This window comes from Rhizobium sp. BK456, from assembly GCF_014194045.1.
GTDB classification, from domain to species: Bacteria; Pseudomonadota; Alphaproteobacteria; order Rhizobiales; family Rhizobiaceae; genus Rhizobium; species Rhizobium redzepovicii.
Window position 1 is genome coordinate 40712 of sequence record NZ_JACIAO010000001.1, and the last position, 25119, is coordinate 65830.

The following is a 25119-nucleotide window of genomic DNA, read 5'->3' on the forward strand; positions in this document are numbered from 1 at the left end:
GTTTAGACATAAAAAATCAAAACTGAGAGACTTGGAAGCAGTACGATTGCGATTCACAATCAGAACTCTACTTGCATTTTCAAATACCATCGTTTGGTCGAAAGGCCAATTATTATTTGTCGTTTTTCTTGAGAAAAAATGACAGATGAAGAATTAAGGCGCGTTCTGGCAAGCTTTACTCACAGCTTCCTGTGCATAAGTTTTGCATAAATCTGGTAAAGCAGCGAAACAGCACAGGCTCAGCGCTTTCGCATATCGTCGCGGACCGAGACGGCGCCGAGCGCATATCCCGAAAGGTGGGCGGCTCTGGCCAGCAGATGGGCGGAGACCGGCGCCGTCAGCAGCAGGAAGACGAAGCCGGCAATGGCGCGGGCGAGTATCGACAGTTCCTGCGAATAGAGGCCGGCGGCAAGAAGCAGCAGACCGGAACCGACCGTCCCGACCTTCGAGGCCGCGTGCATACGCGTATAGAGGTCCGGCAGCCGGACCAGTCCGATCGCTGCCGAAAGAGCAAAGAGCGCACCCGATATCAGCAGCAAGGCAGTGGTGCCGGCCAGGATATAATCCATCATCGTTTCTTCCCTCCCGCACGCCGTTTGGCGCCGGCCTTTGCCGGAGATGCGGACGCCGGCGATTTGATGTTGCCGCGCGACAGCACGAATCGGGCGAAGGCAACCGTTGCCAGGAAACCGACGAGGCCGAGCGAAATGGCGATATCGATATAGAGCGAAAAGCCGGTTTTGACCGCGATGACGGCGATCAAACCTATGGCGATGCCGGTCAGCATATCGAGGGCGAGGATGCGATCCGGCAATGTCGGGCCGGCAACGACGCGCCAGACCGTCAGAATCAGTGCCAGGCCGAGGATGATGAGTGCAGCCGAGGATGCGGCCGCGACGATGGCGGCAGGTGTGATCACCGGAAAGCCTCCATGATCTTGCGCTCGAAACCATTGGCGATATCGCGCTTGGCTGTCTCGGGATCGGAACAATCGAGCGCATGGACATAGAGCGTGCGGCGATCTGTGGAGACATCGACCGAAAGCGTGCCGGGTGTCAGGGTGATGAGGTTTGCCAGCAGAGTGATCTCGAAATCGCTCGTCACCGTCAGGGGGAAGGCGAAGATGCCGGGCTTCAGCTTCATATCGGGCGAAAGAATGGTGAGTGTGACCCTCCAGGCCGACAGCGACAATTCCTTCAGGAACAAGAGGGCGAGCGAGAACACCAGGCTGGCGCGGCGCAGATATCCCTTGCCGCCGAAGGGTTCGCGGATGATGGCGAGCGAAAGGGCGGCAAGCAGGAAGCCAAGAACGAGATTGTGCAGCGAGGCGCTGCCGGTGACGGCGACCCAGGCAATGGCGAGCAGAAGATTGAAGAGAAATGCGATCACCTGATGCCTCCGGGAAAGACCGAATGAACATAGGCTTCCGGATCGGCAAGACCGGCGGCGGCCGATTGCGACAGCGCCAGCAGCTGTTCCGGCAGGATGCCGAAGCCGACGACCAGCGCCGTCAGCGCGGCAAGCGGGAAGCCGGTGCCCCAGAGGGCTGCGGCCGGTTTCGCGGCCATCGGCGCCGGGCGCCAATAGGCGAGCAGAAAGAGGCGGCCAAAGGCGATCGTCGTCAGAAAACCGCCAGCGAGGATCACGGCCGCCAGCCACCAGGCGCCACTATCGAGCGCGGCCTTGACGAGAATGACCTTCGGCCAGAAGCCGGAAAAGGGCGGCAGGCCGCAGGCGGCAAGGAAGAGCACCAGGGAGAGCGCGGTGAAGCCGCCGCTTTGGCGGTAGAGGCCGCCGAGCGTCGACAATAGAAAGCCGCCGCCGCGCCGGGCGATTTCACCAGCGGCAAGATAAAGCGCCGTCATCAGCACCATGGAATGAAGCGCGTAAAAGACTGCGCCGCTGATGCCGCCGCCCGTACCGCCAAGTGCGACGCCGGCAAGCATATTGCCGATGCCCGATATGACGACATAGCCGAACAGCCTGCGGATATCGTTTTCGGCAAGCGCGCCGAGCGCGCCGACGAGGATGGTCGCCGCGGCGATAAGCGCAATCAGCAGGCTCAATTCCTGGCGCTCCACCGGCAGCAGCATGACGACCACCCGGATCAATGCGTAAATGCCGACCTTGGTGAGCAGGCCGGCAAACAGCGCCGAGACCACGATGCGCGGTGTATGATAGGCTGCTGGGAGCCAGAAATTGACCGGAAAGGCGGCCGCCTTCATGGCGAAGGCGAGCAGGAAGAGACTTGCCAGCGTCATCAGCGGCGCCGTGGCGCGGAAATCCCTCGCCTTTACTGCGATATCGGCCATGTTGAGGGTGCCGAAGACGGCATAAAGGATGCCGACGCCGATCAGGAACAGCGTCGTGGCGATGAGGTTCAGCACCGCATATTTCAGCGCACCGTCGATCTGCCGACGTTCGGAGCCGAGAATGATCAGCCCGAAGGAGGAGATCAGCAGCACCTCGAACCAGACATAGAGATTGAAGATATCGCCGGTGAGAAAGGCGCCACTGACACCGGCCATCAGCAGCATGAGCAGCGGGAAAAACCCGTATCGCCGGCCGCTGTCACCGATATCGGTCAGCGCATAGATGCCGGCGGCGAGCGCAGCAAGGGCTGAAGTGAAGGCCATCAGCGCCCCGAAGAGGTCGACCGTGAAGGCGATGCCGAAGGGCGGCAGCCAGCGGCCCATCACCATGGTGAGCGGCCCTTCGGCCACGACCTTGGCCAGCAGCGCCGCATCGATCAGCGCCAGCAACACAAGGCCCAAAATGGCCAGCCAGGCCTGCAGGCGGGGGTAGGCGCGCAGCATCAGCAGGACGGCGCCGAGCGTGATGCAATGGGCGACCGGCAGAATGGCAAGCCAATGGCCGATCGGCACCGGGGCGGTGATCAGGGCGGCGGAGAGATCGACGGCGGAGGTGGGAGCGGCCATCAGGCGTGGCCTTTGGGAACGCGAGGGGCGTGCCGTGGGATGCCCCCCTCTGCCCTGCCGGGTATCTCCCCCACAGGGGGGGAGATCGGCAAGACGCGCGCCCTTGCCGATATATCAATTGCACCCCCAGCCGCTTCGTCTATCTCAGGCATCTGACGAGGGTGAGACTTCGCCCCCAGCCGATCTCCCCCCTTGTGGGGGAGATGCCCGGCAGGGCAGAGGGGTGTAACCGCCAGCACCAACATCTGCATCAATACCCCAATGGCGGCAGCGGCCGGTCGTCGGGCTCGGCGGCGCGCATTTCGCTGGTGTCGTCGGTGCCGAGATCCTGGTAGGCGCGGTAGGTCAGCACCAGCAGAAAGGCGAGGAAGGAGAAGGAGATGACGATCGCCGTCAGGATCAGTGCCTGCGGCAGCGGATTGGCGGTGCCGGCGGGCAAGGCGTCGAGACCCGCCGGGATGATTGGCGGCACCTCGCGCGTCAGCCGGCCTGATGTAAAGAGCAGCAGGTTGACGGCATTGCCGAGGATGGCGATGCCGAGCATGATGTGGATCGTGAATTTCGACAGCATCAGATAGATGGCGGCAGCGAAAAACAGGCCGACGAGGATCGCCAGAAGCGGCTCCATCATTCCACCTCCTTTTCTTCCAATGTCAGCGCGATCGAGGTGATAGCGCCGAAGACGACGAGATAGACGCCGACGTCGAAGAGCATGACGCTCGACAGTGGCACTTCGAGACCGAAAAGGTTCGGATAGACCCAGAGGCCGGTCATGAAGGGAACGGCAAAAAGGATGGAGAGAAGACCTGATAGCGTCGACAGCAGCAGGCCGAAGCCGGCGATCGACAGCGGATGGAAGAAAAGCGCGCGGCGAACGGCGGCAACACCAAGAGCAATGCCATAGATCGCCAGTCCCGAAGCGGCAATCAACCCGCCGATGAAGCCACCGCCCGGCTCGTTATGGCCGCGCAGCAGCACGAAGACGGAGAAAAGCAGCATCAGCGCGGTGAGGAACGGGGCAATGGTGCGGAAGATCAGGGTATGCATCAGCCCTCGGCCTCCACTGGATCATTGGCGGCAAGCTTGCGCTCCGTGCCGGCGCGGATGCGGATCAGCGCCAGGATGGCAAGGCCGGTGACCGCGACGACGGCGATTTCGCCGAGCGTATCAGTGCCGCGGAAGTCGACGATGATGACGTTGACGACATTGGCGCCATGGGCAATCGTTTTCGAATAGGCGTTGAAGAACACCGTCAGCGCATCGTTGAACGGCACCTGTGTTGCCCGCATCAGCATAAGCGTGAAGCCGAGGCCGCAGACGAGCGCAAGCGCGCCGTCGAAGAGCCTTCGGCCAAGCGGGCGCCGATCGTCCGGGGAGAGGCGGAGCCTGGTCATGACCAGGGCGAGGATGACCACCGACAGGGTTTCGACCATGAACTGGGTGAAGGAGAGATCCGGCGCCCCGAACAGCAGGAAGATGATAGCGACGGCAAAACCCTGAATGCCAAGCGAGACGATTGCCGTCAGCCGGTCGCGGGCGACGAGCACGGCGGCAAGGCCGACCGCAGCGATCAGCAAAACCGCCCATTCATAGAGCCGGACATCCGCCGGCCAGGCTGGAAGCTGCGGCAATTCACCAAAGACGACGGGGGGGATGATGAGGATGGCGGCGACCGAGAGGAAGGTGCAGGCGATATAGATTTGCAGCCGCCCCGGCTGCAGAATACGCATGGTGCGGGCGGCGAAGCGGACAAGGCCCGATATGGCAAGATCGAATCCGTGATCCGGCCCGCGCCCGGCGGCGCGCAGGAAGATCGCCATCGCCACGCGGGCGCGGGCGAGCTGCCAATAGACGCCGATGCCGAGAAGCACTGTCAAAGCGGAGACCGCCAAGGGCACGCCTGGATGCAGCGCCAGCGAAATGTCGATCTCAGCAGGGGTCTGGCGGATCGCGGCTGATATCGGCGACGACAGGGCAGCGTGCGTGAAGCTCGAAAAGATCGCGGCAAGCAGGCCGAGGGCAGCGAGAACGGCCGGGCCGAGCCAGAGCAGGACGGGCGCTTCGTGCGGATGTTTCTCCGTCTCCACCGGCCGGCCGAGAAAGGGTTTCAGCGCCACGGCGAAGGCGACGGCAAACATCAGCGCATTGCCGAAGACGGTGATGGTAGTGAAGGTAAGCGCGCGGACATCGCCGCCGGTGAGTGCCGTATAGATCTCCTCCTTGGCGAGGAAGCCGAAGAAGGGCGGCAGACCGGCCATGGAGAGGGCCGCCGCAAGTGCGATGACCCACGTCAGCGGCATCGCCCGCCCGAGGCCGCCGAGCCTGGTGACATCGCGCGTGCCGGTCTCGTGATCGATGATCCCGGCGACCATGAACAGCGCACCCTTGAAAAGGCAATGCGCCACCAGATAGAGCGCTGCCGCCTCCACCGCATGTTCGGAGCCGAAGCCGATCAGCATGACGAGCAGGCCGAGCGAGGAGACGGTGGTATAGGCGAGCTTGAGCTTCAGGTCGGCCTCGCCGATGGCGAGCGTGGCGCCGACCACCAGCGTCAACCCGCCGAAGAAGGGCAGAAGGATTTCCCAGGCGGGGGTCGCCCCCATGACGGGATTGAGCCGCATCAGCAGATAGACACCCGCCTTCACCATCGTGGCCGAATGCAGGTAGGCCGACACCGGCGTCGGCGCCTCCATGGCGTTCGGTAGCCAGAAATGAAAGGGAAACTGCGCCGACTTGGTGAAGGCGCCGGCAAGAACCAGGATAAGGGCAGCGAGATAGAACGGGCTTTCGCGCACGGCATCGCCAAATGCCATGAGCTGCGACAGCTGCGTGACGCCCGATATGTTCCAGAGCAGCAGCAGGCCGGCCAGCAGGCAGAGCCCTCCCCCGCCGGTGACGACAAGCGCCTGCAGGGCGGCGCGGCGCGCCGCCTCGCGCTCGTGATCGAAGCCGATCAGCAGGAAGGAGGTGATCGACGTCAGCTCCCAGAAGATGAAGAGCATCAGGAAACTGTCGGAAACGACGAGGCCGAGCATCGCCCCCATGAAGAGGAAGATAAACGAGAAGAAGCGGCCCTGATCCTTGTGTCCCTTGAGATAGCCGCCGGCATACAGCACGATCAGGGTGCCGATGCCGGTGATCAGCAGTGCAAAAGCCAGCGACAAGCCATCGAGAAACCAGGAGAAGGACAGATTGTAGCTCGGTACCCAGGCATAACCGCCGGCGACGACCTCACCGCGCGCGATCGCGGGCACGAAACGCAGGAAATGCAGAAAGGCGAGCAAGGGCGCGAGCGCCAGAAACCAGGCACCGTTGGCGCCGAAGATGCGGATGACGAGAGGAGCGGCAAGAGCGCCGACAAGCGGCAGACACAGGGCCAGAAATGTCAAAGCCGTGACATCGGCCATATCTCCTCCCCAACAGCGATAAACGACGCACCAGCGAAAACCGGCCTGTCTTCTGACTTAGGCGAAACGGGAGGGCGTCTCAAGCGATTTCGGCCGCAGGAGCTATTCGACGTAATCAGGCGGCCGATCGGGAAAGACGGGTCAGCAACCGGACAACGCAGCCGTGCAGGATAAAGACCAGAAGCGTCAGCGGCCACAGCAGGCAGGCGAAAAGCCCCGCCAGACGATGGAGCGTCAAGCCGTCATGGTTGGCCCAGCCCTCCAGGAGCGTGACCGCCATGGCGGCTGCGGCTACGAAGCCGTAGAGCAGGACGATTGCTGCTTCAAACACCAGTGATTCCCCTATACACGTAACATTAACCCTAACAGAAAACCCCTAACGGATGTAAGAGCAGGCGCCCTCCCCAAAAAGCGGTACATGGTCAATGGGGCGGGATGGTGCCCAAGTCTTGATGAACTGTCGACGGCGCACCACATTTTCTGGCAAAATGGAACCGCCCCTCGGCGAAAGGAGCATGGCATGTCCGAAACCGCAACCACCGCCAAGATCCACAAGACCGATGCGGAATGGAAAGAGCAGCTCACCCCCGAGCAATACCGCATCACCCGCCAGCACGGCACCGAGCGCGCCTTCACCGGCCCCTATTGGGATTCCTTCGAGACAGGGCTTTACCGCTGTGTCGGCTGCAACGCCCCGCTGTTCCGCTCCGACACGAAGTTCGACGCCGGCTGCGGCTGGCCGAGCTATTTCGAAGCCGTCTCGCCCGATGCGGTGACCGAGCATCGCGACACCGCCTTTGGCATGGTGCGCACCGAAATCCGCTGCGGCAGCTGCGAAGCCCATCTCGGCCACGTCTTCCCCGACGGCCCGCCGCCGACCGGCCTGCGCTACTGCATCAACGGCCATTCCATGGTGTTTGAGCCGGGGCAATAGACGTTCGGCGCAGGAGGCAACCTGCCCTTCATTCGCCTGTCGGCAACTTCTCCGTTCCACGATACGTCTCGTATCGCACGTCCCCTCGCCCCGTTTCTACGGGGAGAGGGAGAGGGTGAGGGGTAAGCTTTCGGCGCAAAACCGGGCCTACAGCGCGACGATCCGGCTGGCGAGTCTTGACTGATCACTCATGCTCGGCAGGGCATGGCCAGGTCGTCGGCGCAGAGAGGCCGGCGGGGAGCTTGGTCGAGGTGTCGCCGCAAGCAAGGTCGATCTGGGCTTGTTCGAGGCCGGATGCCGCGGAGAGGTCGAGGCCTTCGATGCGGGTGAGGAACATGAAGGCGCGCTCGAAGATCGCCGGGCCTTCCAAACTTGCGCCGGAGAGATCGGCACGGGAGAGATTGGCGAAAGAGAATTTCGTGCCGGTCAGCACCGCCTTGTCGAAATCGGCGCGACCGAGTTCGGCTTTTTCGAAGCTCGCGCCGGCAAGCCTGGCGCCGGCGAAATTGGCTCGCTGCAGCTCGGCGCCGGCGAAGGAAGCGCCTTCGGCGATGATATTGGCGAAGCTGGCGCGATAGGCTTCGATTTTGGCGAAGCTGGCGCCTTCGGCGTGTGCGCCCTCGAGCGAGGCGCGCACCAAAGTCGCCTTTTCGAGATTGGCGGATTTGACGTTGGCGCCGGCGAGATCAGTCAGCGAGAAATCCGTGCCGACGAGGTTGGCGCCTTCGAGATCACTGCCCTGCAGCATCAGGTTCTTCTTGGTGCATTCCTGCCAGTCGAGCTTCGGCGAGGCCAGGCTGCCGCAATCGGCGGCCCGGGCGGCGACCGGCGGAAATGCCAGAAGAACGAGGGCAAGGAGACCGAGCGACGATCCGTGCTTTGCCATTGAACTGTTCACCTCCATACCATTCTAAGGCCACCCTCGAAGCCGGTCGCCTCTACTTTCTTACACAGCTCTGACTACAATAAAAAGATGGAGAGCGCCGTTCACAATGGCAATGCCCGGGGGCCCGAGGGATGCCGGATTAGGCCGAAGGCAGGCGAAGCTCCATGCAGGTGAGGTCCAGCCAGCGGCCGAATTTGGTGCCGACCTCGGAAAATCTACCGGCGATGCGAAAACCGAGCTTTTCGTGCAGCCGGATCGAGGCGGTGTTCTCGGCCTCGATGCCGGCGATCATCACATGAATATTGCCCGCCGCGGCGCGGACGATCAATTCGCGCATCAGCCGCTCGCCGATGCCGGCGCCGCGGCAATCCTTGTCGACATAGACGGAATGCTCGACGGTGTGGCGGTAACCGTCGAAGGCGCGCCAGTCGCCATAGGAGGCATAGCCGGCGACCTTGCCCGACAGCTCGGCGACAATGACGGGAAAGCCGCGGGCCTTGCGCGCCTTCATCCATTCCCGCCGGTTTTCGAGATCGACTAGCGTCTCGTTCCAGATCGCCGTCGTGTGTTCGACGGCGTGACTGTAGATATCACGGATGGCGGGAAGATCGGTTTCGGTGGCGTCGCGGAGGAGGACAGTGTCTTTCATAATTGCCTGTTCGTTTTGTCTGCGACAGGCGGCATACGCCCTGCCCCAAAAGATGTAAACGGCGGATCCACCTGCGAGAGACGCCGGGCGCGATCTTTATCAGACGCCCGGCGCCGACAGGCTGAAACAGGTGAAGACGGCCGAATAGTGCACGGCCGCGGCGGTGACGACGAAACCGTGCCAGATGGCATTCTGGAAGCGCAGCTTCTCCCAGACATGAAAGATGACGCCGAGCGAATAAATGACCCCGCCGATGACGATCAGCAGCATCGAGGCGGAGGGAATGCGCGAGGCGACAGGTTCGGCCACCAGCACGCCGCTCCAGCCCATGGCGAGATAGAGCAGGATGGCGACACGGTCGTAACGGCCGGGAAAGACGCATTTCAGAATAATGCCGGCAGCAGCAAACAGCCAGATCGCCGCCAGCATGAACAGAAGCAGCGGGTCGTCTGCGCCGCGTTCGAGGAAGGGCGTGTAGGTGGCGGCGATCAACAGGAAGATCGCCGAATGATCGAAGCGGCGCAGATACCATTTGGTGCGCGAGACCGGCCACGCATTATAGGAAAAGGAAATGGCTAGCGTCAGCACCAGCCCGACGCCATAGATCCAGGCGGCGGCGAGAGCGCCGTACGAACTCCAGAGCGTGGCGTAGAAGATCAACACCGTGGCGCCGATCAGCGCCAGCACGAGACCGACGCCATGGACGATGCCGTCGGCGATCAGTTCGTATCTGTCGTAAGCCCAGCGAATGCCGTTGAACTCGGCCATGCACGCCAATCCGTTTCAGACCCAATGGCAATCGTCGCATCGAACGAACGGGCGCGCAACTGCGGCGAACCGCACAAGCGGTCAATCTTCGTAACAGGCTGTCTGGCGCCGAGACGGCTCGCGCAATCAGACCTTTTGCCGGTCGACGAGCACCGAGCATTTTGCGTGGCGCACGACCCGGTCGGCGGTAGCGCCGATGAAGTAGTTGGAAAAATCCGGAACATGCGAGGCGACGATGATGAGGTCGGCGCCGTAGCTTTCGGCGGTCGAGATGATGGCTTTGGCGGGCGGACCGTTACGGATCTCTACGGTTGCCGCAATGCCGGTTTCTGTTATTAGCGCCTTCAGCTGGTCGCGGCTGTCCTGCATGGCATCCTCGACCATATTGGCCGGCAGTTCGATCGCGACATAGGTCGGGACATCCTCGATGACGTTGAGTGCGACGATCTCGCCGCCGTCGTCGAGCAGCGATGCGGCCTTGCGAAGGATTTTTTCTCCCTTTTCGATGCCCCCGAGCGCGATCGCTACGATGATCTTCCTGTACATGGCTCCCTCCATGACTGAGATGTATAAGTATCCTCTAAAGAAGATATGGACGCATTCACCGCGATCAAGTGGGCGCAAGTCATCGTCAACACCCGCTCAACACTTCATCATCAAAAACGGGTCTTCTGTGAACAATCGCGATCCGCCATATAGAGATCAGGTACGGCGGCTGAGAGGAGACAGAGGCGAATGAACCGGCGAAACTTCCTCGGCCTGCTGCAGGCGGCACATTTGCCGCCACCGCCGGCACGCCTTCCTTTCAACAGGACAGATCACAGGCAGGAGACCAATCCATGACGACCGAAACTTCCTACGCGCTGACGCGGCCCGCCTATATCGACCAGTCGCATCTCGTCGTGAAGGACCTTGCTCTCGTGTCCGGCTTCTATCAATCGATGCTCGGCCTGAAGGTCATCGAGGAGACGGCGAGCGGCCAGGTGCTGGGTGTCGGCGATCTGCCGCTGCTGACGCTAACGACGGCCAAGGATGCCGCGATCGCGCCGCGCAACGCGGCCGGCCTTTTCCACACCGCCTTCCTAATGCCGGATCGCGCCGAACTGGCGCGCTGGCTGCGCCATGCGGCCCAGAACAATGTCGTGCTCGACGGCGCCTCGGACCATCTCGTCAGCGAGGCGATCTATCTGTCCGACCCGGAAGGCAACGGCATCGAAATCTATGCCGACCGGCCGCACGAGCAATGGAAATTCCAGCAGGACGGCATGGTGGAGATGGCGACGCTGCGCCTCGACCTGCAGGCGCTCTACGACAGCGCACCGGACGAACGCTGGGGCGGCATGGCGGCGGGAACGGCGATCGGCCACCTGCATCTGCAGGTCGGCGACATCCCGCAGGCCGACGCCTTTTATCGCGACGTGCTCGGCCTCAAGCTGATGGCGAGCCGTCCCGGTGCCAGTTTCTTTGCGACCGGCGGCTACCATCACCATCTCGCCGCCAATATCTGGAACAGCCGGGGTGCCGCCGCCCGCGCCGACAATATGACCGGACTTTCGGACTACAAGGTCCGGTTCAACGACAAGACGACGCTGGATGCGGCGATCTCCAAGCTCGATGCGCTGGAGATCAAGAGCGAGAAGCGCGATGGCGGCACCTTCCTCAAGGATCCCTGGGGTATCGGCCTGACGCTTTCGGCGTAATTTCCCAAGCGCGAATCAGCCCGAAACGGCCGAAAACATTCGCGCCATGCGGGCAAAACAATGCGTGTGAAGAGGTGCCGCGTGCGGTTTGCCGGCTAGCCCTTTGCCTCAGGGAACCGGAACCGCGTCGGCGCGTTTCGGTCACGAAGCAATGGGCTTCGGGGGACCTCACCGCATGGGCATCGCCAATGGCATCCGCAAACAAGCCAAGAAGATTGCGATCGGCGAACGCCGCACCAGCGCCTGGGCGCAGACACTGAAGGAGGCAGCCGAAGAGCTGCCGCCGGCACCGCTGCACCGGCTTGAGAAAGACGGCCTGGATATAAGCATGGCCTGGGCGATCATCGGCATCTTCGGAATTCTCTTCCTTGCCGCGGTCTATCTGATGTCGCTGATCCTCATCCCGATCACACTTGCCGTCGTCGTCGGCATGATCCTCGGCATGGCGGCGGAAAAGCTCAGCAAGATGGGAGTGCCGCGGCTTGCCAACGCCTTTATCCTGTCAAGCAGCGTGGCGCTGGTGATCTTCCTGCTCATCAACTCGCTCGCCGATCCGCTGATGACGTTTGCCAATGAGGGCCCGGCCTTCGCCGAGCGAATGATAAACCGCGTCATGCCTTATCTGGAGCGCATCAGATGGCTGCATATCACGCCGGCGACATTTGAAAGCGGGTCGATGTCGATCGGTGCGCTGCTCGAAAACACCGGCAACGTGCTGCACGTGGTGACGAGCAGCCTGACGCCGGCACTGGTGCAGGGGATGATCTTCTTTGCGGCGCTGCTGTTCTTCCTCGCGGGTCGGGTCAACCTCCGCAAGACGATCATCATGACCTTCCGCACTCGCACGCAGCGCCTGGCCGCCATCCGTGTCATCAACGCCGTCGAGCAAGTGCTCGGCTTTTATTTCGCGACGGCCTCGCTGATCTATGTCGGACTCGGCGTTGTCATGACTGTCATCGCCTATGCCGGCGGGTTGTCGGCGCCGGTGCTCTGGGGCTTCTTCGCCTTCCTGTCGAGCTTCATCCCCTATCTCGGCATCACGCTGATGACGCTGGCCGTCGCCGTCGCCGGCATCCTGACCCATGATGGCCTCCTCGTCGGCCTGATGCCGGCCGCAGCCTTCTTCACCGTGCATCTCCTGATGGAAAACCTGATCTTCCCGGCGGTGATGGGACGGCGGTTGGAAATCAATCCTTTCGTCGTCTTCCTCGCCATCCTGTTCTGGACATGGATGTGGGGTGCCGTCGGTGCCATGCTGGCGCTTCCGCTTTCGCTAATCGTCATGACTGTCATCGACGAACTACTGATCGAGGAAAAGCCGCAGCCGCAATTGCCGAAATGATCAACCGGGGAGATAGTGGTGGCGTCTGATCTCACTCTCAACGAATACGATCACGACCAGATGGTCAGCGGTCGATCGCTCTGGGGGAAAAGCGGCATTCGGCCGGAATGGCGGCCGATCGAGCAGAGCTTTTCCACCGACATCGCCGTGATCGGCGGCGGCATCACCGGCGCCCTGGTTGGCGAACATCTGACGGCGCGCGGTTTTTCCGTTGTTATCATCGACCGGGAGGAGCCCGGTTTCGGCAGCACTGCGGCGAGCACGGCGATGTTGCAATGGGAAATCGACAGCACGCTCACCGAACTTGAGGATTATTACGGCTTCGAACGCGCCGCCGGCATCTACCGCCGCAGCGGAGCAGCGGTCGCCGGCCTTTCCAAACTGATCGCCGCACACGGGATTGCCTGCGGTTTCCGGCCGCGCAACACGCTCTATCTCGCCGCCAACCAGGAAGGCGCGCGCGAGTTGCTGGAGGAGCGCCAACTTCGCCGCCGGGCCGGCCTGCCCGGCGTCTATCTCGAACATCCCGACCTCTTCACCCAGTTCGAACTCGATCGGGATGGGGCAATCTATTCGCCGGGTTCGGCCGAGGCCGATCCGCTGCTTCTGACCTGGGCATTGATCGAAATGTCCGTCCGGCGCAGCGCGCGGCTGGTCAATGCTTCCGTCACCGCGCTTCACAGTGAAGGCGATCACGTCACGGCCGAGACGGACGGAGGCCACGTCATCGAGGCGCGGCATGCCGTGCTTGCCACCGGCTATTCGATGCCGGGCCTCTACATGCCGAAGCTGCACCGCACCAGTTCGAGCTGGGCGCTCGCCACCGTACCCCAGGACCCGGCAAATTTCTGGCGCGAGAGGGCGCTGATATGGGAGGACAGCCACCCCTATCTCTACATGCGCACGACAGAGGACAATCGCATCGTCGCCGGCGGCGAGGATGACGGCACGGCCGATCCCGAAGCCCGCGACCTCAAACTGCCGGCCAAGATCATGGCGATTCGCGAGAAGATAAATCGGCTATGGCCGAAAGCGGATACGCGGGTGGAGCACGCCTGGTGCGGAACCTTCGGCGAAACCGCCGACGGCCTGCCGCTGATCGGCCCGGTGCCCCATATGCCGCATGTGTTCGCAGCCTACGGCTACGGCGGCAACGGCATCACCTTTTCCTATCTCGCCGCCCAGATGATCGGCGCGATGCTGGCCGGCATGCATCGCGACTGGTTCGAGGATTTCGCGCTCGACAGGGATGGGCCGGGGCTGCGACGGTTTGGAGAGGATAGGCTGGGGGCTGGGAATGAGTTGCGGTAGAGGCCACGGCACACCGTTAGCCACAAAACTACTCCGTCGTCTTGTCGTCACCCATATCCTCGACATCCTCCAGACGAACGAACTCCGTCCCCTTCATCTTGAGATCGACCAGAGCCTTCGCCACCCCCTCGCCCGCCGCATGGGTCGGCTGGTTGATGTGCGAGATGACGACGTCGCCGTCCTTGGCCGAGGCGATGCGTTTTTCGGTGATGACGGCCCCGAGCAGCGAGCCGCCGTCGCCGTTTACCGAATAACCGGCGATGCGATAGCCCATGGCGCGGATCTCGCCGATGGCGGACAAGTCATATTTGGCGGTCGAGCCGCGGAACCAATGTGGCGCGGGAATGCCCGCCGCGGTCATTGCCGCGGCGCCGCCCTCGACCTCCTGCTTCACCGCCTGCGGCGAGCCGGCCGAGGCGATGCCATAGACCAGCGTCGGCGTGTCGACGGCCGGGATATGGTTCTCTCCGTGATTTTCGAGTTCGAAGAGATCAGGGTTCTGCAGGAACACGGCAAGGGCTGCGGGGTTGTGCTTCAGCCAGCGGGCGGTGACGAAGATCGTCGCCGGGATGCGCGCACGCACCAGCGTCGACAGGATGCGCTCGTCCGCCTGGCCCATGCAGGCATCGAAGGTCAGCGCAATGCGGGCATGGCCTGATATGTTGGAGCGGGCAATATGCAGATGCGGCTCGACGAGCTTTACCGCTGGGCTCTTCATGGGCGGAGCGGCGGCGGCCGGCAGCGGCGGCGCTTCGGCCGCGCACAGCGTAGACAGGCCGGCCAGAAGAAACGCCGAAGCAAGCAAGATGCGGTTCATGAAAGGACTTCTACGATTCGATCGGCCAAGTTTAGCGACTGCATTCGTCCAAAACCATGTGGCCTGTTAGCGCAGTCAATGGGACAGGCGATCAATCGTAGAGATAATACTTGTCCCACTTCTCGCGCGGCACCTTGTCGCCGATCTGGTAATTCAGTTCGCGCACGTTGATATGCTGCGGGCCGGTGATGCAATTGTAGGAGAGATGGTACCAGTCGCCCTTGCTGCGGAAAACGGCGCCCGGCGCCTGCAGCGAATTGTCGCCGGGGATCGGGTCCTTGAAGGTATAGGCAATCACCTTGTCGGGCTTGAAGCCGGCGCTGTCCTGGTTGATGCGGCTCATTGCCTCAGTGTCGCAGCTCTGTTCCAGGCGGGTGGAGGGATCGAGTTTTTCAAGCTGCTTCTTGATGGCGGGATCGACGGCAAAGGCAGGGGCAGCAAGGCTGACGAGGGATACAAACAGGAGCAGATGTTTCGGCATTGCGGAGAAATCCCTTGCTGTTGTCCATTCTTCACCCTGCCACAGGCAGCTTGCCGGGGGCTTGGCACGTGTAAATTTCGCTCTGCGATAGCGGACATTCTTAAATATTGTGGTGACATCAAGGCAAGGCCGGCAGGGTAGCCTCCAAGCCTGTGGAAGCTTATCCACCGCCTTGACGCAGCCTTGCCGCTTGATCCGGGACCAGTGCGCCTCTATCTCTTGCCAACCCGATATCCCGATCCGGAGCCATTCCTTGTCCGTTTTCAACAGCCTGCCGACACCGCCTGCCGCACCGAAGAAGCCCGTCTCCGATACGCGCCACGGCATTACCCGCACGGACGATTATGCCTGGCTGCGTGCCGACAACTGGCAGGCGATGTTCAAGGATCCATCGATCCTCGACCCGGAGATCCGCCGGCATCTCGAAGCCGAAAACGCCTATATGAACGCCGCGATGGAAGACACCAAACCGCTGCAGAAGCTGCTGTTTTCGGAAATGCGCGCCCGCATCAAGGAAGACGACAGCTCGGTGCCGGTGAAGGACGGCGCCTATGCCTATGGCACCTCCTACGTGACCGGCGGCGAACAGCCGCGCTATTTCCGCATCGCCCGCGACGGCGACGTCACTGATGAGACGATCCGCACGGTGCTGCTCGACGGCGACAAGGAGGCATCGGGCAAGGCCTATTTCCGCCTCGCCGGCCTCGACCATACGACCGATCACAGCCACGGCATCTGGAGCTATGACGACAAGGGCTCGGAATTCTACACGCTGAAGGTCCGCGATCTCGCAACCGGCGAGGACCTTGCCGACCGGATCGAGAACACCGGCGGCGGCGGCGTCTGGGCGCCCGACGGCAAGAGCTTCTTCTATTCGGCGCTCGACGAGAACCACCGGCCTTCCAAGGTGTTCCACCATATTGTCGGCCGGCCGCAGTCGGAAGACCGGCTGGTCTATGAGGAGGCCGATGCCGGCTTCTTCATGGGCGTCGGCGGCTCGCTGCTCGACGATGTCATCTATATCGACATTCACGATCACGAAACCAGCGAATACCGGCTGCTGTCGACCAAGGACCTCACCGCTGAGCCGAAGCTGGTGGCGGCGCGCGAGGAAGGCATCGAATATTCCCTGACCGAGGGCGGCGATATCTTCTACATCCTAACCAATGACGACGGCGCCAAGGATTTCAAGATCATGGAAGCGCCTGTCGACAATCCAGGCAAGGAGAGCTGGCGCGAAGTCGTTGCCCACAAGCCCGGCACATTGATCATCAGCCACATGGCCTATGCCCGCCATCTTCTCTGGCTGGAGCGCAAGGACGGGCTGCCGCAGATCATGATCCGCGATCGGGCGACCGGCGAGGAACATGCGATCGCCTTCGCCGAGGAAGCCTATTCGCTGGGGCTTTCGGGTGCGGCGGAATACGACACGGATGTCATCCGCTTCTCCTATTCCTCGATGACGACACCGTCGCAGCTCTACGACTACAACATGGTGACGCGCGAGCGGACGCTGCTCAAGACGCAGGAAGTGCCGTCGGGCCACAATCCCGACGACTACGTCACCCGCCGCGTCTTCGCGCCCGCCCGGGACGGCGAGACGGTGCCGGTCACCCTGCTCTATCGCAAGGACACGCCGCTCGACGGCACCGCACCTTGCCTGCTCTACGGCTACGGCGCCTACGGCATCACCATTCCGGCCGGCTTCAACACCAATTGCCTGTCGCTTGCCGATCGCGGCTTCGTCTATGCCATCGCCCATATCCGCGGCGGCAAGGACAAGGGATTTTCCTGGTACGAAGACGGCAAGATGGACAAGAAGACGAATACCTTCAAGGACTTCGTCGCTGCTGCAGATTATCTGAATCAACAGAAGTTCACCTCTTACGCGAGGATCATCGCCGAGGGCGGCTCGGCCGGCGGCATGCTGATGGGGGCCGTCGCCAACATGGCGCCGGAAAAATTCGCCGGCATCATCGCAGCCGTCCCCTTCGTCGACGTGCTGAACACCATGCTCGACGACACGCTGCCGCTCACCCCGCCGGAATGGCCGGAATGGGGCAACCCGATCGACAGCCAGGAAGAATACGAGCAGATCGCCGCCTACTCGCCCTATGACAATGTCGGCGCCAAAGCCTACCCGCCGATCCTGGCGCTCGGCGGCCTGACCGACCCGCGCGTCACCTATTGGGAACCGGCCAAATGGGTGGCGAAGCTGCGCGACCAGACGACCGGCGCAGCACCCATCCTGCTCAAGACCAACATGGACGCCGGCCATGGCGGCGCCTCCGGGCGCTTCCAGCGGCTGGAGGAGATTGCGTTCGAGTATGCGTTTGCGATCAAGGTGGCGGGGAAGATGTGAAATCTTTAGAGGTGTGCCGAGGAAGAAGCAAATGCCGGTCTATATCGCCCTCCTCCGCGCCGTGAACGTCGGCGGCACCGGCGCCTTGCCGATGGCTGAACTCAAGACCATCTGCGAAGGCCTCGGCTTCTCAGACGTGAAAACATACATCCAGAGCGGCAATGTGCTCTTCCGCTCGGATGCATCCGAAACGGCCGTGGAGGAAAAGCTCGACGCGGCGCTCGGGCAGAAGATGGGCAAGCGGCCGGGCGTCATGGTGCGGACCAGCAAGGCGCTCGAGGCGATTGCCGCCGACGCGCCCTTCCCTGATGCCAAGCCGAACTTCCTGCTCGTCTATTTCCTGCCGGAAAAGCCGCCCGGAAATGCGCTCGATAAAATGGTGGCGCCCGATGGCGAGGAAGCGAAGCTCGCCGCCCGCGAAATCTATGTGCATTATCCCAAGGGGTCCGGCCGCTCGAAGCTGAAGTTCCCCGCGCTGAAGTCCGGCACCTCGCGTAATCTCAACACCGTGCGCAAGCTTGCGGACATGGCGGCCGCGATGGAAGGCTGAGTGTCCAACGCAGAATTTGATTCAAGCGAGGCACCTCAAGCCTTTGTTTTATACATGGTCAATCCCTTGTCGTCCGTTTCGCCTTGTAGCCGCTGATCTCCTCGCCGGCGGTCTTGGAGAAGCGCAGGTTCCAGATGGTGGCGGTGATCGAGATGAGCGTGACGACGATGAAGGCTATGGAGAAATCGCCAAGCGACGGCGTTTCGACATTGTTGAAAGCCATCGAGCCGTGCAGCGCCAAGGCGCCGATGCAGATGCCGAGCGACAGCATGAGCTGCTGGAAGGTGGTGTAGAAGCTCGTGGCCGAGCTCATCCGTTCTTTCTCGATCTCGTCATAGGCGATGGTGTTATAGGCGGTGAACTGGAAGGACAGGAAGAAGGCGCTGAGCACCAGGACGATGAAGATCAGCGGCATCGGCCAGTCCGGCCGGAAGGCGGCGCAGAGACCATAACCGACGGTGCCGAAGATGCCGTTGAGGACGAGGCTGCGGCGGAAGCCCAGCCGGCTGAAGACGAACTTCGCCATCGGCTTCATGGCGAGCGCGCCAAGGGCGGTGGCGATGACGATCTGGCCGGCGGCGGCTGCCGACAGGCCGAAGCCGATCTGGAAAAGCAGCGGCAGCAGGAAGGGCTGGGCACCCTGGGTGATGCGCGTCAGCGAACCGGCGATCACCGAAGTGCCGAAGCTCGGCACCTTCATCAGCGAAAAATCCATGATCGGCGAGGGATGCCTGCGGGCATGCCTGAGATAGCCGATGCCGAAGATGAGGCCGACGGCGATCAGGAAGATCGAGAAGGCGCCCTCGCCCTCGTGGCTCGACATTTCGAAGCCGAAAAGCAGTGAGCCGAGCGAGAGGCCGGAGAGCACGAAGCCGATCGTATCGAAGGGACCGCTCGCCTTGCCCTTCACCTCGTCGATATAGATCGAGACGAAGATCATGCCGATGATGCCGACCGGCACGTTGATATAAAAAATCCAGCGCCAGTCGAGATAGGTGACGAAGAAGCCCCCGAGCGGCGGGCCGACGATCGGGCCGATCAGCGCCGGCACCAGCAACCAGGACATAGCGCTGACCATATCCTTGCGGGCAACGCTGCGCATCAGCACCAGGCGCCCGACCGGCATCATCATCGCCCCGCCTATACCCTGTAGCAGCCGCGCCAAGACCAGGAAGGACAGGGTCGGCGCCAGCGCACAGAGGATCGAGCCAATCACGAAGACGGCGATCGCCGCGCGGAACACGGTGCGGGAGCCGAAACTGTCGGCCATCCGGCCGCTCGCCGGAATGAAGATCGCCAGACTGAGCAGATAGGAGGTCAGCGCGATCGACATGGCCGGGGCGCTGACGGCGAAATCGCGCGCCATGGTGGGCAACGCGGTCGCCAGCACGGTCGCATCGATGTTTTCCATCAGCATAGCACTCGCGACGATCATCGCGATCACCCGGAAATTGGGCGCGGCGCGCCGAACCATCGGCGCCTGGTAAATCTGATCCGACATCGTCCGGGATCACTCACGGTGGCGCGGCGGAGCACACGAGGCTGCAGGGCCGCGGGGGATGACATGGCGTAACGCCAAGGGGAGACGATTTTCTATACGCCCGCGATCATGGCGGCGCTATGTCCTTTATGGCAAAGCTGCTTTGCCGAGAGGTAAAGGCAGATCACGATTCCTTGCATCGGCCCGCTCTTCGTGAAGGGCTGCGGGGTACTCATCCGAACCGGCTTGCGCCGCAGCCACCCCGGCCCTACCTATGAAGCATGACCTCCACGCTGCAGAAAAACCGGGCCGGCGCGCCCTTTCCATTCGACAACAGCTATGCCGGCTTGCCCGCCCGCTTCTTTGCGGCGCAGACGCCGACAGCGGTGGCCGAACCCTGGCTGATCAAGCTCAACGAGCCGCTGGCCGTCGAACTCGGCCTCGATGTCGAGGCGCTGCGCCGCGATGGGGCGGCGATCTTCTCCGGCAACCTCGTTCCCGAAGGCGCCGAACCGCTGGCGATGGCCTATGCCGGCCATCAGTTCGGCGGCTTCTCGCCGCAGCTCGGCGACGGGCGGGCGATCCTGCTGGGCGAGGTGATCGACCTGAGCGGCAGGCGCTACGACATCCAGCTGAAGGGAGCAGGCCCTACGCCTTTTTCGCGCCGCGGCGACGGGCGGGCGGCAATCGGGCCGGTGTTGCGGGAATATATCATCAGCGAAGCAATGTTTGCGCTCGGCATTCCGGCTACCCGGGCGCTAGCGGCAGTGACGACGGGCGAGCCGGTCTATCGCGAAGAAGTGCTGCCGGGCGCCGTTTTTACCCGGGTGGCGGCCAGCCACATCAGGGTCGGCACCTTCCAGTTTTTCGCCGCCAGAGGCGATACCGAGGGCGTGCGGGCGCTCGCCGATTATGTCATCGACCGGCACTATCCCGACCTGAAAGACGCCGACAATCCATATCTTTCACTGTTTTCGGCTGTCTCCGAGCGCCAGGCGGCGCTGATTGCCCGCTGGCTGCATGTCGGCTTCATCCATGGGGTGATGAACACCGACAATATGACTGTCTCCGGCGAGACGATCGATTTCGGCCCCTGCGCCTTCATGGACAACTACGATCCGGCAACGGTGTTCTCGTCGATCGACCAGCACGGCCGCTATGCCTATGCCAACCAGCCCGGCATCGGCCAATGGAACCTTGCAAGGCTCGGCGAAACGCTGCTGCCGCTGATCGACGAAGAGCCGGACGGGGCCGTCGACAAGGCAAATGCGGTGATCCGGGCCTATGGCGAACGCTTCCAGGCGCATTGGCTGGCCGGCATGCGGGGAAAGATCGGCCTTGCCGGCGAAGAGGACGGCGATCTCGAACTGGTGCAGGCGCTGCTGTCGCTGATGCAGACGCAAAGTGCCGATTTCACCCTGACCTTCCGGCGGCTGTCGGATCTTGCCGGCGATATCGCCGGAGAGCCTGCTTTTGCCGCAAGTTTCCGGGAGCCGGAGGCCTGCGGATCCTGGCTTGCGCAATGGCGCGAGAGATTGTCGCGCGATCCGCAGACGGCCGCTGAGCGCGCCACGGCCATGCGCAGCGTCAATCCGGCCTTTATCCCGCGCAATCATCGAGTTGAACAGGCGATCGAGGCGGCGGTCGAGAACAGCGATTTCTCGCTATTCGAGGCGCTGCTGACAGTGCTGGCGAAACCCTATGACGACCAGCCCGGCTTTGCCGCTTATATGGAGCCGCCGAAGCCGAGCGAACGGGTGCTTGCGACCTTCTGCGGGACGTGAGCGGGTTTCCTACAACCATACCGTGACGTCTGCCTGCGGCAAATGCAGCCGTTGAAAGGCATCTCCTTCGCGCTATCTGGCTGATCGGCGGAGCTTTTCCGCCGCATCTTCACCCGGCTAACCTCAGCGGGAGACAGCCCTTATGGCGATCGTCATCACCTCCATCCTCTTCATCATCATCGGGCTTACGCTCGGCGGCGGCGGGCTGTGGCTCGTCACGCTCGGCGGCAGCGTCTTCTATCTCTTCGCCGGGCTTATGTTCCTGATCACCGCCGGTCTGCTTCTGATGCGCAAGGCGGTGGCGCTCTGGGTCTATGCTGTGCTCGTCGTCGCAGCACTCGCCTGGGCGATCTGGGAGGTGGGTTTCGACTGGTGGCAGCTTGGGCCCCGTGGCGGCATGATCATCCTGCTCGGGCTCTGGCTGCTGACGCCGTGGATCCGCCGGCCGCTCGGCTTTCGCAGCCCGACGGGCATCATCTACGGCGCCAATCCCTGGCCGCTCGCCTTGCCGGTCATTCTCGCCATCGTCGTCGCGTTCTATTCGATGACCACGGACCCTCACGATCTTGCCGGAGAACTGCCGAAGGATGCGGTCGCCGCCAACCCCGCCGTCGGCGGCAACGTGCCGGATGGAGAATGGCACCAATATGGCCGCACGCCGTTCGGCCAGCGCTATTCGCCGCTCGACCAGATCACAACGGCGAATGTCTCCACCCTCAAGGAGGCCTGGCGATACCAGACCGGCGACGTCAAGCGACCGGACGATGTCGGCGAGACGACCTATCAGGTGACGCCGCTCAAGGTGAAGGACACGCTCTATCTCTGCACGCCCCACAACTGGGCGATCGCTCTCGACGCCAAAACCGGCAAGGAGAAATGGAAATATGACGCCAACTCCGGCATGAACCCCGACCGGCAGCATCAGACCTGCCGTGGCGTCACCTATTATGCCGATCCTGCCGTTGCCGCCGGCGAGCCCTGCGCCGAGCGCGTCTACCTGCCGACCTCCGATGCGCGGCTGATCGCGCTCGATGCCGCGGACGGCAAGGTCTGCACCGGTTTTGCCGACCAAGGCGTACTGCATCTGGAAACCGGCATGCGCTACAATCCGGCCGGCTATTATTATTCCACCTCGCCGCCGGTCGCGGTGGCGGGCAAGATCATCGTCGGCGGGGCGGTGAACGACAATTATTCGACCGAGGAGCAATCCGGTGTCATCCGCGCCTTCGATATCAAGACCGGTGCGCTGATCTGGAACTGGGATTCCGGCAATCCCGACGTGACAACGCCGCTGGCGGCAGGCCAGACCTATACGACCAACTCGCCGAACAGCTGGTCAGTCTTCAGCGTCGACGAGGCGCTCGGCATGGTCTACATCCCGCTCGGTAACCAGGTGCCCGACCAGCTCGGCATCAACCGCAGCGACAATGTCGAGAAATTCTCCTCCTCGATCGTCGCGCTCGACATCGCCAGCGGCCAGCTGCGCTGGGTGCGCCAGACGGTGCATCACGATCTCTGGGATATGGATGTACCGGCCCAGCCGGCGCTGATCGATCTGACCAAGCCGGACGGTACGGTGGTTCCCGCCCTCGTCGGCCCGACCAAGCAGGGCGATCTCTATGTGCTCGACCGGCGCAGCGGCGAGCCGATCATCCCGGTCAAGGAAATCGCAGCGCCCGGCGGCGCGGTCTCCGGCGATCACACCTCGCCGACGCAGCCGATCTCCGACCTCACCTTCTCGCCTGAGCCGCTGAAGGAAAAGGACATGTGGGGCGTGTCGCTGTTCGACCAGCTCGCCTGCCGCATCGATTTCCACCGATACCGCTACGAGGGCCGCTACACGCCGCCATCGCTTGTCGGCACGATCGTCTACCCCGGCAATTTCGGCACCTTCAACTGGGGCAGCGTGGCTGTCGATCCCGAGCGGCAGATCATGTTCGGCATGCCGACCTATCTCGCCTTCACCTCGCGCCTGGTGCCGGCCGCCGACATTCCGCCGAGAGGCCAGGACGAGAAGGGCAGCGAACAGGGGCTCAACCGCAATGACGGCGCGCCCTACGGCGTCTTCATGGGGCCGTTCCTCGGGCTTTTGAAAATCCCCTGCCAGGCGCCGCCATGGGGCTATGTCGCCGGCGTCGACCTGCGCACCGGCAAGATCGCCTATATGCACAAGAACGGCACCGTGCACGACATGACGCCACTGCCCCTGCCTTTCAAAGTCGGCGTGCCCGGCATCGGCGGACCGATGCTGACCAAGGGCGGGGTCGCCTTCCTCGGTGCTGCGGTCGACAACTATCTCAGGGCCTATGACGTGACGAACGGGCATGAACTCTGGCAGGCCCGGCTTCCGGCCGGCGGCCAGGCGACGCCGATGACTTATACGACAAGCGACAATAAACAATATGTCGTCATGGTCGCCGGCGGCCACGGCTCGGTCGGGACGAAGCCCGGTGATTATGTGATTGCTTATACGCTGCCGTGATGGAGGAGCGCGTGCTCCTTGCGGAAGCAAGACCCCTCCCCAACCCCTCGCCATACGGAGGGACTAACCCGCGGTGGGGTCCTTGCGACCAGAATACGGTGTCACAAGCTGCATCGGCAGAAATGAAAATGCGACGGGCATCCCAGGGGTAGCCCCTCCCCTTGTGGGGAGGGGTTTTCCCGCGAACCTGACAGCTGTCGATCATGCCCTTTGCATTTGCACTCAAACCATCTCCACAATCATCCGCCCAACCTCGGCAAAGACTGGATTGAGCTCCTTCACCGGTACGGACGCTTCGGCGATATAGACGGTGGCGACGATCGGGCCGCGGTCGGGGGGCCAGATGACGGCGATGTCGCCGAGGGAGCCGTTCGGGCCTGTGCCGGTCTTGTCGCCGACTTTCCACTCCGCCGGCAGGCCGGCCCGCAGCCGCTCGCCGCCGGTCGTGCTGGCCACCAGCCAAGCGATCAGCCTATCTGCGGAGGATTCGCTCAAGACCGAGCCAAGCGTCAGGTTGCCGAGCGTGTCGAGCATCGCATCCGGTGTCGTCGTGTCGCGCGGATCGTCCTTCCTTCCCTCGTTCAGTGTCGGTTCGGTGCGGTCGAGACGGGTGGTGCCGTCGCCGATCGAACGCAGCCAGTCGGTCAGCCCAGCCGGGCCGCCAAAACTTTCGAGCAGCAGGTTGCCGGCCGTATTGTCGCTGACCGTCACCGCCGCCTCGCAGAGCTCGGCGATGGTCATGCCGTCGGCACCGGCATGTTTTTCGCTGAGCGGCGAATAGTCGACCAGCTTATCCTTGCCGTAAGTCACCCGCCGGTCGAGGCTCTCCTCGCCCTTGTCGGCGCGGGCAAGCACGAAGCCGGCGGCCAGCGCCTTGAAGGTGCTGCACATCGGAAAGGCCTCGCTGCCGCGATAGTTGAAGGAAATGCTCGTGTCAGTGTCGAGCACCGAGACGCCGAGACGGCCGCCAGTGCGTTTTTCCAGGGCCGCAAGACGCTTCTGGATGTTGTCGTCGTCCTCCCCGGCCTTGTCCTCGGCAATGGCGGGCAGGCCCAAAACAGGCAGGCAGAGCGCCGAGCCGATCAGCATGCGGCGGGTAAGACTGAGATCCATGACATCCTCCGGCGGTGAGGAGGACAGAGCTAAGGCGCGATTGCGGCGGCATCTCGTCCCCGCGGCAACCTTGTTGCCGCCGAGCGAGTAATTCGGCCGCCGAGCAACCTTGTC

General features: G+C 62.7%; 24 protein-coding genes. 8 read left to right on the forward strand and 16 right to left on the reverse strand.

Annotated elements, in window-relative coordinates; translation table 11 throughout:
• Window positions 1-239: 239 nt before the first annotated feature.
• From mnhG to FHX03_RS00280, 8 genes are all read right to left on the reverse strand, one after another.
• On the reverse strand, window positions 240-572 hold the full coding sequence (gene mnhG / locus FHX03_RS00245; protein WP_097627681.1) for a monovalent cation/H(+) antiporter subunit G: 333 nt from the start codon (window positions 570-572) through the stop codon (window positions 240-242).
• Window positions 569-919, reverse strand: a complete 351-nt coding sequence (locus FHX03_RS00250) for a cation:proton antiporter (RefSeq protein ID WP_097627679.1) — start codon at window positions 917-919, stop codon at window positions 569-571. Before FHX03_RS00250 ends, mnhG begins: the two co-directional genes overlap by 4 nt.
• Entirely contained in the window at window positions 916-1389 is a 474-nt protein-coding gene (locus FHX03_RS00255) for a Na+/H+ antiporter subunit E (RefSeq protein WP_131711496.1), read from the reverse strand. Before FHX03_RS00255 ends, FHX03_RS00250 begins: the two co-directional genes overlap by 4 nt.
• On the reverse strand, window positions 1386-2939 hold the full coding sequence (locus tag FHX03_RS00260) for a Na+/H+ antiporter subunit D (RefSeq protein ID WP_183851918.1): 1554 nt from the start codon (window positions 2937-2939) through the stop codon (window positions 1386-1388). The genes FHX03_RS00255 and FHX03_RS00260 overlap by 4 nt, the downstream gene beginning before the upstream one ends.
• 250 nt (window positions 2940-3189) lie before the next feature.
• The gene (locus FHX03_RS00265; protein WP_097627671.1) at window positions 3190-3567 is read right to left on the reverse strand and encodes a Na+/H+ antiporter subunit C; all 378 of its coding nucleotides are present in this window, start codon (window positions 3565-3567) and stop codon (window positions 3190-3192) included.
• Window positions 3567-3986, reverse strand: a complete 420-nt coding sequence (locus FHX03_RS00270) for a Na(+)/H(+) antiporter subunit B (protein ID WP_097627669.1) — start codon at window positions 3984-3986, stop codon at window positions 3567-3569. Before FHX03_RS00270 ends, FHX03_RS00265 begins: the two co-directional genes overlap by 1 nt.
• Window positions 3986-6346: a putative monovalent cation/H+ antiporter subunit A gene (locus FHX03_RS00275; RefSeq protein WP_183851919.1), complete on the reverse strand. Its 2361-nt coding sequence runs from the start codon at window positions 6344-6346 to the stop codon at window positions 3986-3988. Before FHX03_RS00275 ends, FHX03_RS00270 begins: the two co-directional genes overlap by 1 nt.
• Window positions 6347-6461: 115 nt before the next feature.
• On the reverse strand, window positions 6462-6677 hold the full coding sequence (locus FHX03_RS00280; RefSeq protein ID WP_097627665.1) for a hypothetical protein: 216 nt from the start codon (window positions 6675-6677) through the stop codon (window positions 6462-6464).
• Window positions 6678-6866: 189 nt separating this feature from the next.
• On the opposite strand from FHX03_RS00280, the gene msrB reads away from it, so the two are divergent.
• Window positions 6867-7280 carry a peptide-methionine (R)-S-oxide reductase MsrB gene (gene msrB, locus FHX03_RS00285; protein ID WP_097627663.1) on the forward strand — a complete coding sequence of 138 codons (414 nt, stop codon included), beginning with the start codon at window positions 6867-6869 and terminating at the stop codon, window positions 7278-7280.
• Window positions 7281-7464: 184 nt separating this feature from the next.
• On the opposite strand, the gene FHX03_RS00290 is transcribed toward msrB, so the two are convergent.
• The 4 genes from FHX03_RS00290 to FHX03_RS00305 form a co-directional block, all read right to left on the reverse strand.
• Entirely contained in the window at window positions 7465-8166 is a 702-nt protein-coding gene (locus tag FHX03_RS00290; protein ID WP_183851921.1) for a pentapeptide repeat-containing protein, read from the reverse strand.
• Between the two features lie 139 nt (window positions 8167-8305).
• Window positions 8306-8815 (reverse strand): GNAT family N-acetyltransferase, encoded by a 510-nt coding sequence (locus FHX03_RS00295; RefSeq protein WP_183851923.1) that lies wholly within the window; start codon window positions 8813-8815, stop codon window positions 8306-8308.
• 99 nt (window positions 8816-8914) lie between these two features.
• Window positions 8915-9583 carry a PAQR family membrane homeostasis protein TrhA gene (trhA, locus tag FHX03_RS00300; protein ID WP_183851925.1) on the reverse strand — a complete coding sequence of 223 codons (669 nt, stop codon included), beginning with the start codon at window positions 9581-9583 and terminating at the stop codon, window positions 8915-8917.
• Window positions 9584-9709: 126 nt separating this feature from the next.
• The gene (locus FHX03_RS00305) at window positions 9710-10129 is read right to left on the reverse strand and encodes a universal stress protein (RefSeq protein ID WP_097627655.1); all 420 of its coding nucleotides are present in this window, start codon (window positions 10127-10129) and stop codon (window positions 9710-9712) included.
• Between the two features lie 293 nt (window positions 10130-10422).
• On the opposite strand from FHX03_RS00305, the gene FHX03_RS00310 reads away from it, so the two are divergent.
• The 3 genes from FHX03_RS00310 to FHX03_RS00320 all read left to right on the forward strand — a co-directional run bounded on the left by FHX03_RS00310 (window position 10423) and on the right by FHX03_RS00320 (window position 13936).
• On the forward strand, window positions 10423-11283 hold the full coding sequence (locus FHX03_RS00310) for a VOC family protein (protein WP_183851927.1): 861 nt from the start codon (window positions 10423-10425) through the stop codon (window positions 11281-11283).
• A 175-nt stretch (window positions 11284-11458) separates the two neighbouring features.
• Window positions 11459-12625: an AI-2E family transporter gene (locus FHX03_RS00315; RefSeq protein ID WP_183851929.1), complete on the forward strand. Its 1167-nt coding sequence runs from the start codon at window positions 11459-11461 to the stop codon at window positions 12623-12625.
• An 18-nt stretch (window positions 12626-12643) separates the two neighbouring features.
• Window positions 12644-13936, forward strand: coding sequence for an NAD(P)/FAD-dependent oxidoreductase (locus tag FHX03_RS00320; protein WP_183851931.1), 1293 nt, complete (start codon window positions 12644-12646; stop codon window positions 13934-13936).
• Between the two features lie 28 nt (window positions 13937-13964).
• On the opposite strand, the gene FHX03_RS00325 is transcribed toward FHX03_RS00320, so the two are convergent.
• The gene (locus FHX03_RS00325; RefSeq protein ID WP_183851933.1) at window positions 13965-14753 is read right to left on the reverse strand and encodes a polysaccharide deacetylase family protein; all 789 of its coding nucleotides are present in this window, start codon (window positions 14751-14753) and stop codon (window positions 13965-13967) included.
• A gap of 91 nt (window positions 14754-14844) precedes the next feature.
• Window positions 14845-15234 carry a DUF930 domain-containing protein gene (locus FHX03_RS00330; RefSeq protein WP_003587774.1) on the reverse strand — a complete coding sequence of 130 codons (390 nt, stop codon included), beginning with the start codon at window positions 15232-15234 and terminating at the stop codon, window positions 14845-14847.
• A 253-nt stretch (window positions 15235-15487) separates the two neighbouring features.
• Here FHX03_RS00330 and FHX03_RS00335 point away from each other — a divergent pair, with 253 nt between their 5' ends.
• Complete coding sequence (locus FHX03_RS00335) at window positions 15488-17596, forward strand: S9 family peptidase (protein WP_183851935.1); 2109 nt, start codon at window positions 15488-15490, stop codon at window positions 17594-17596.
• A 31-nt stretch (window positions 17597-17627) separates the two neighbouring features.
• Window positions 17628-18146 (forward strand): DUF1697 domain-containing protein, encoded by a 519-nt coding sequence (locus FHX03_RS00340; protein WP_183851937.1) that lies wholly within the window; start codon window positions 17628-17630, stop codon window positions 18144-18146.
• Between the two features lie 58 nt (window positions 18147-18204).
• Here FHX03_RS00340 and FHX03_RS00345 read toward each other — a convergent pair whose 3' ends face one another.
• On the reverse strand, window positions 18205-19647 hold the full coding sequence (locus FHX03_RS00345; protein ID WP_183777465.1) for an MFS transporter: 1443 nt from the start codon (window positions 19645-19647) through the stop codon (window positions 18205-18207).
• 260 nt (window positions 19648-19907) lie between these two features.
• On the opposite strand from FHX03_RS00345, the gene FHX03_RS00350 reads away from it, so the two are divergent.
• Together FHX03_RS00350 and FHX03_RS00355 are read left to right on the forward strand one after the other, a co-directional pair.
• On the forward strand, window positions 19908-21410 hold the full coding sequence (locus tag FHX03_RS00350; protein ID WP_183851939.1) for a protein adenylyltransferase SelO: 1503 nt from the start codon (window positions 19908-19910) through the stop codon (window positions 21408-21410).
• A 142-nt stretch (window positions 21411-21552) separates the two neighbouring features.
• Window positions 21553-23892 carry a glucose/quinate/shikimate family membrane-bound PQQ-dependent dehydrogenase gene (locus FHX03_RS00355; protein ID WP_183851941.1) on the forward strand — a complete coding sequence of 780 codons (2340 nt, stop codon included), beginning with the start codon at window positions 21553-21555 and terminating at the stop codon, window positions 23890-23892.
• A 222-nt stretch (window positions 23893-24114) separates the two neighbouring features.
• On the opposite strand, the gene bla is transcribed toward FHX03_RS00355, so the two are convergent.
• Window positions 24115-25005: a class A beta-lactamase gene (gene bla / locus FHX03_RS00360; RefSeq protein ID WP_183851942.1), complete on the reverse strand. Its 891-nt coding sequence runs from the start codon at window positions 25003-25005 to the stop codon at window positions 24115-24117.
• Window positions 25006-25119 lie beyond the last annotated feature (114 nt).

Coding starts and splice junctions, on each gene's coding strand:
- mnhG (WP_097627681.1), bottom strand. CDS start 572: ATGATGGATTATATCCTGGCCGGCACCACTGCCTTGCTGCTGATATCG.
- FHX03_RS00260 (WP_183851918.1), bottom strand. CDS start 2,939: ATGGCCGCTCCCACCTCCGCCGTCGATCTCTCCGCCGCCCTGATCACC.
- FHX03_RS00265 (WP_097627671.1), bottom strand. CDS start 3,567: ATGGAGCCGCTTCTGGCGATCCTCGTCGGCCTGTTTTTCGCTGCCGCC.
- FHX03_RS00270 (WP_097627669.1), bottom strand. CDS start 3,986: ATGCATACCCTGATCTTCCGCACCATTGCCCCGTTCCTCACCGCGCTG.
- FHX03_RS00275 (WP_183851919.1), bottom strand. CDS start 6,346: ATGGCCGATGTCACGGCTTTGACATTTCTGGCCCTGTGTCTGCCGCTT.
- msrB (WP_097627663.1), top strand. CDS start 6,867: ATGTCCGAAACCGCAACCACCGCCAAGATCCACAAGACCGATGCGGAA.
- FHX03_RS00290 (WP_183851921.1), bottom strand. CDS start 8,166: ATGGCAAAGCACGGATCGTCGCTCGGTCTCCTTGCCCTCGTTCTTCTG.
- FHX03_RS00295 (WP_183851923.1), bottom strand. CDS start 8,815: ATGAAAGACACTGTCCTCCTCCGCGACGCCACCGAAACCGATCTTCCC.
- trhA (WP_183851925.1), bottom strand. CDS start 9,583: ATGGCCGAGTTCAACGGCATTCGCTGGGCTTACGACAGATACGAACTG.
- FHX03_RS00305 (WP_097627655.1), bottom strand. CDS start 10,129: ATGTACAGGAAGATCATCGTAGCGATCGCGCTCGGGGGCATCGAAAAG.
- FHX03_RS00310 (WP_183851927.1), top strand. CDS start 10,423: ATGACGACCGAAACTTCCTACGCGCTGACGCGGCCCGCCTATATCGAC.
- FHX03_RS00315 (WP_183851929.1), top strand. CDS start 11,459: ATGGGCATCGCCAATGGCATCCGCAAACAAGCCAAGAAGATTGCGATC.
- FHX03_RS00325 (WP_183851933.1), bottom strand. CDS start 14,753: ATGAACCGCATCTTGCTTGCTTCGGCGTTTCTTCTGGCCGGCCTGTCT.
- FHX03_RS00330 (WP_003587774.1), bottom strand. CDS start 15,234: ATGCCGAAACATCTGCTCCTGTTTGTATCCCTCGTCAGCCTTGCTGCC.
- FHX03_RS00340 (WP_183851937.1), top strand. CDS start 17,628: ATGCCGGTCTATATCGCCCTCCTCCGCGCCGTGAACGTCGGCGGCACC.
- FHX03_RS00345 (WP_183777465.1), bottom strand. CDS start 19,647: ATGTCGGATCAGATTTACCAGGCGCCGATGGTTCGGCGCGCCGCGCCC.
- FHX03_RS00350 (WP_183851939.1), top strand. CDS start 19,908: ATGACCTCCACGCTGCAGAAAAACCGGGCCGGCGCGCCCTTTCCATTC.
- FHX03_RS00355 (WP_183851941.1), top strand. CDS start 21,553: ATGGCGATCGTCATCACCTCCATCCTCTTCATCATCATCGGGCTTACG.
- bla (WP_183851942.1), bottom strand. CDS start 25,005: ATGGATCTCAGTCTTACCCGCCGCATGCTGATCGGCTCGGCGCTCTGC.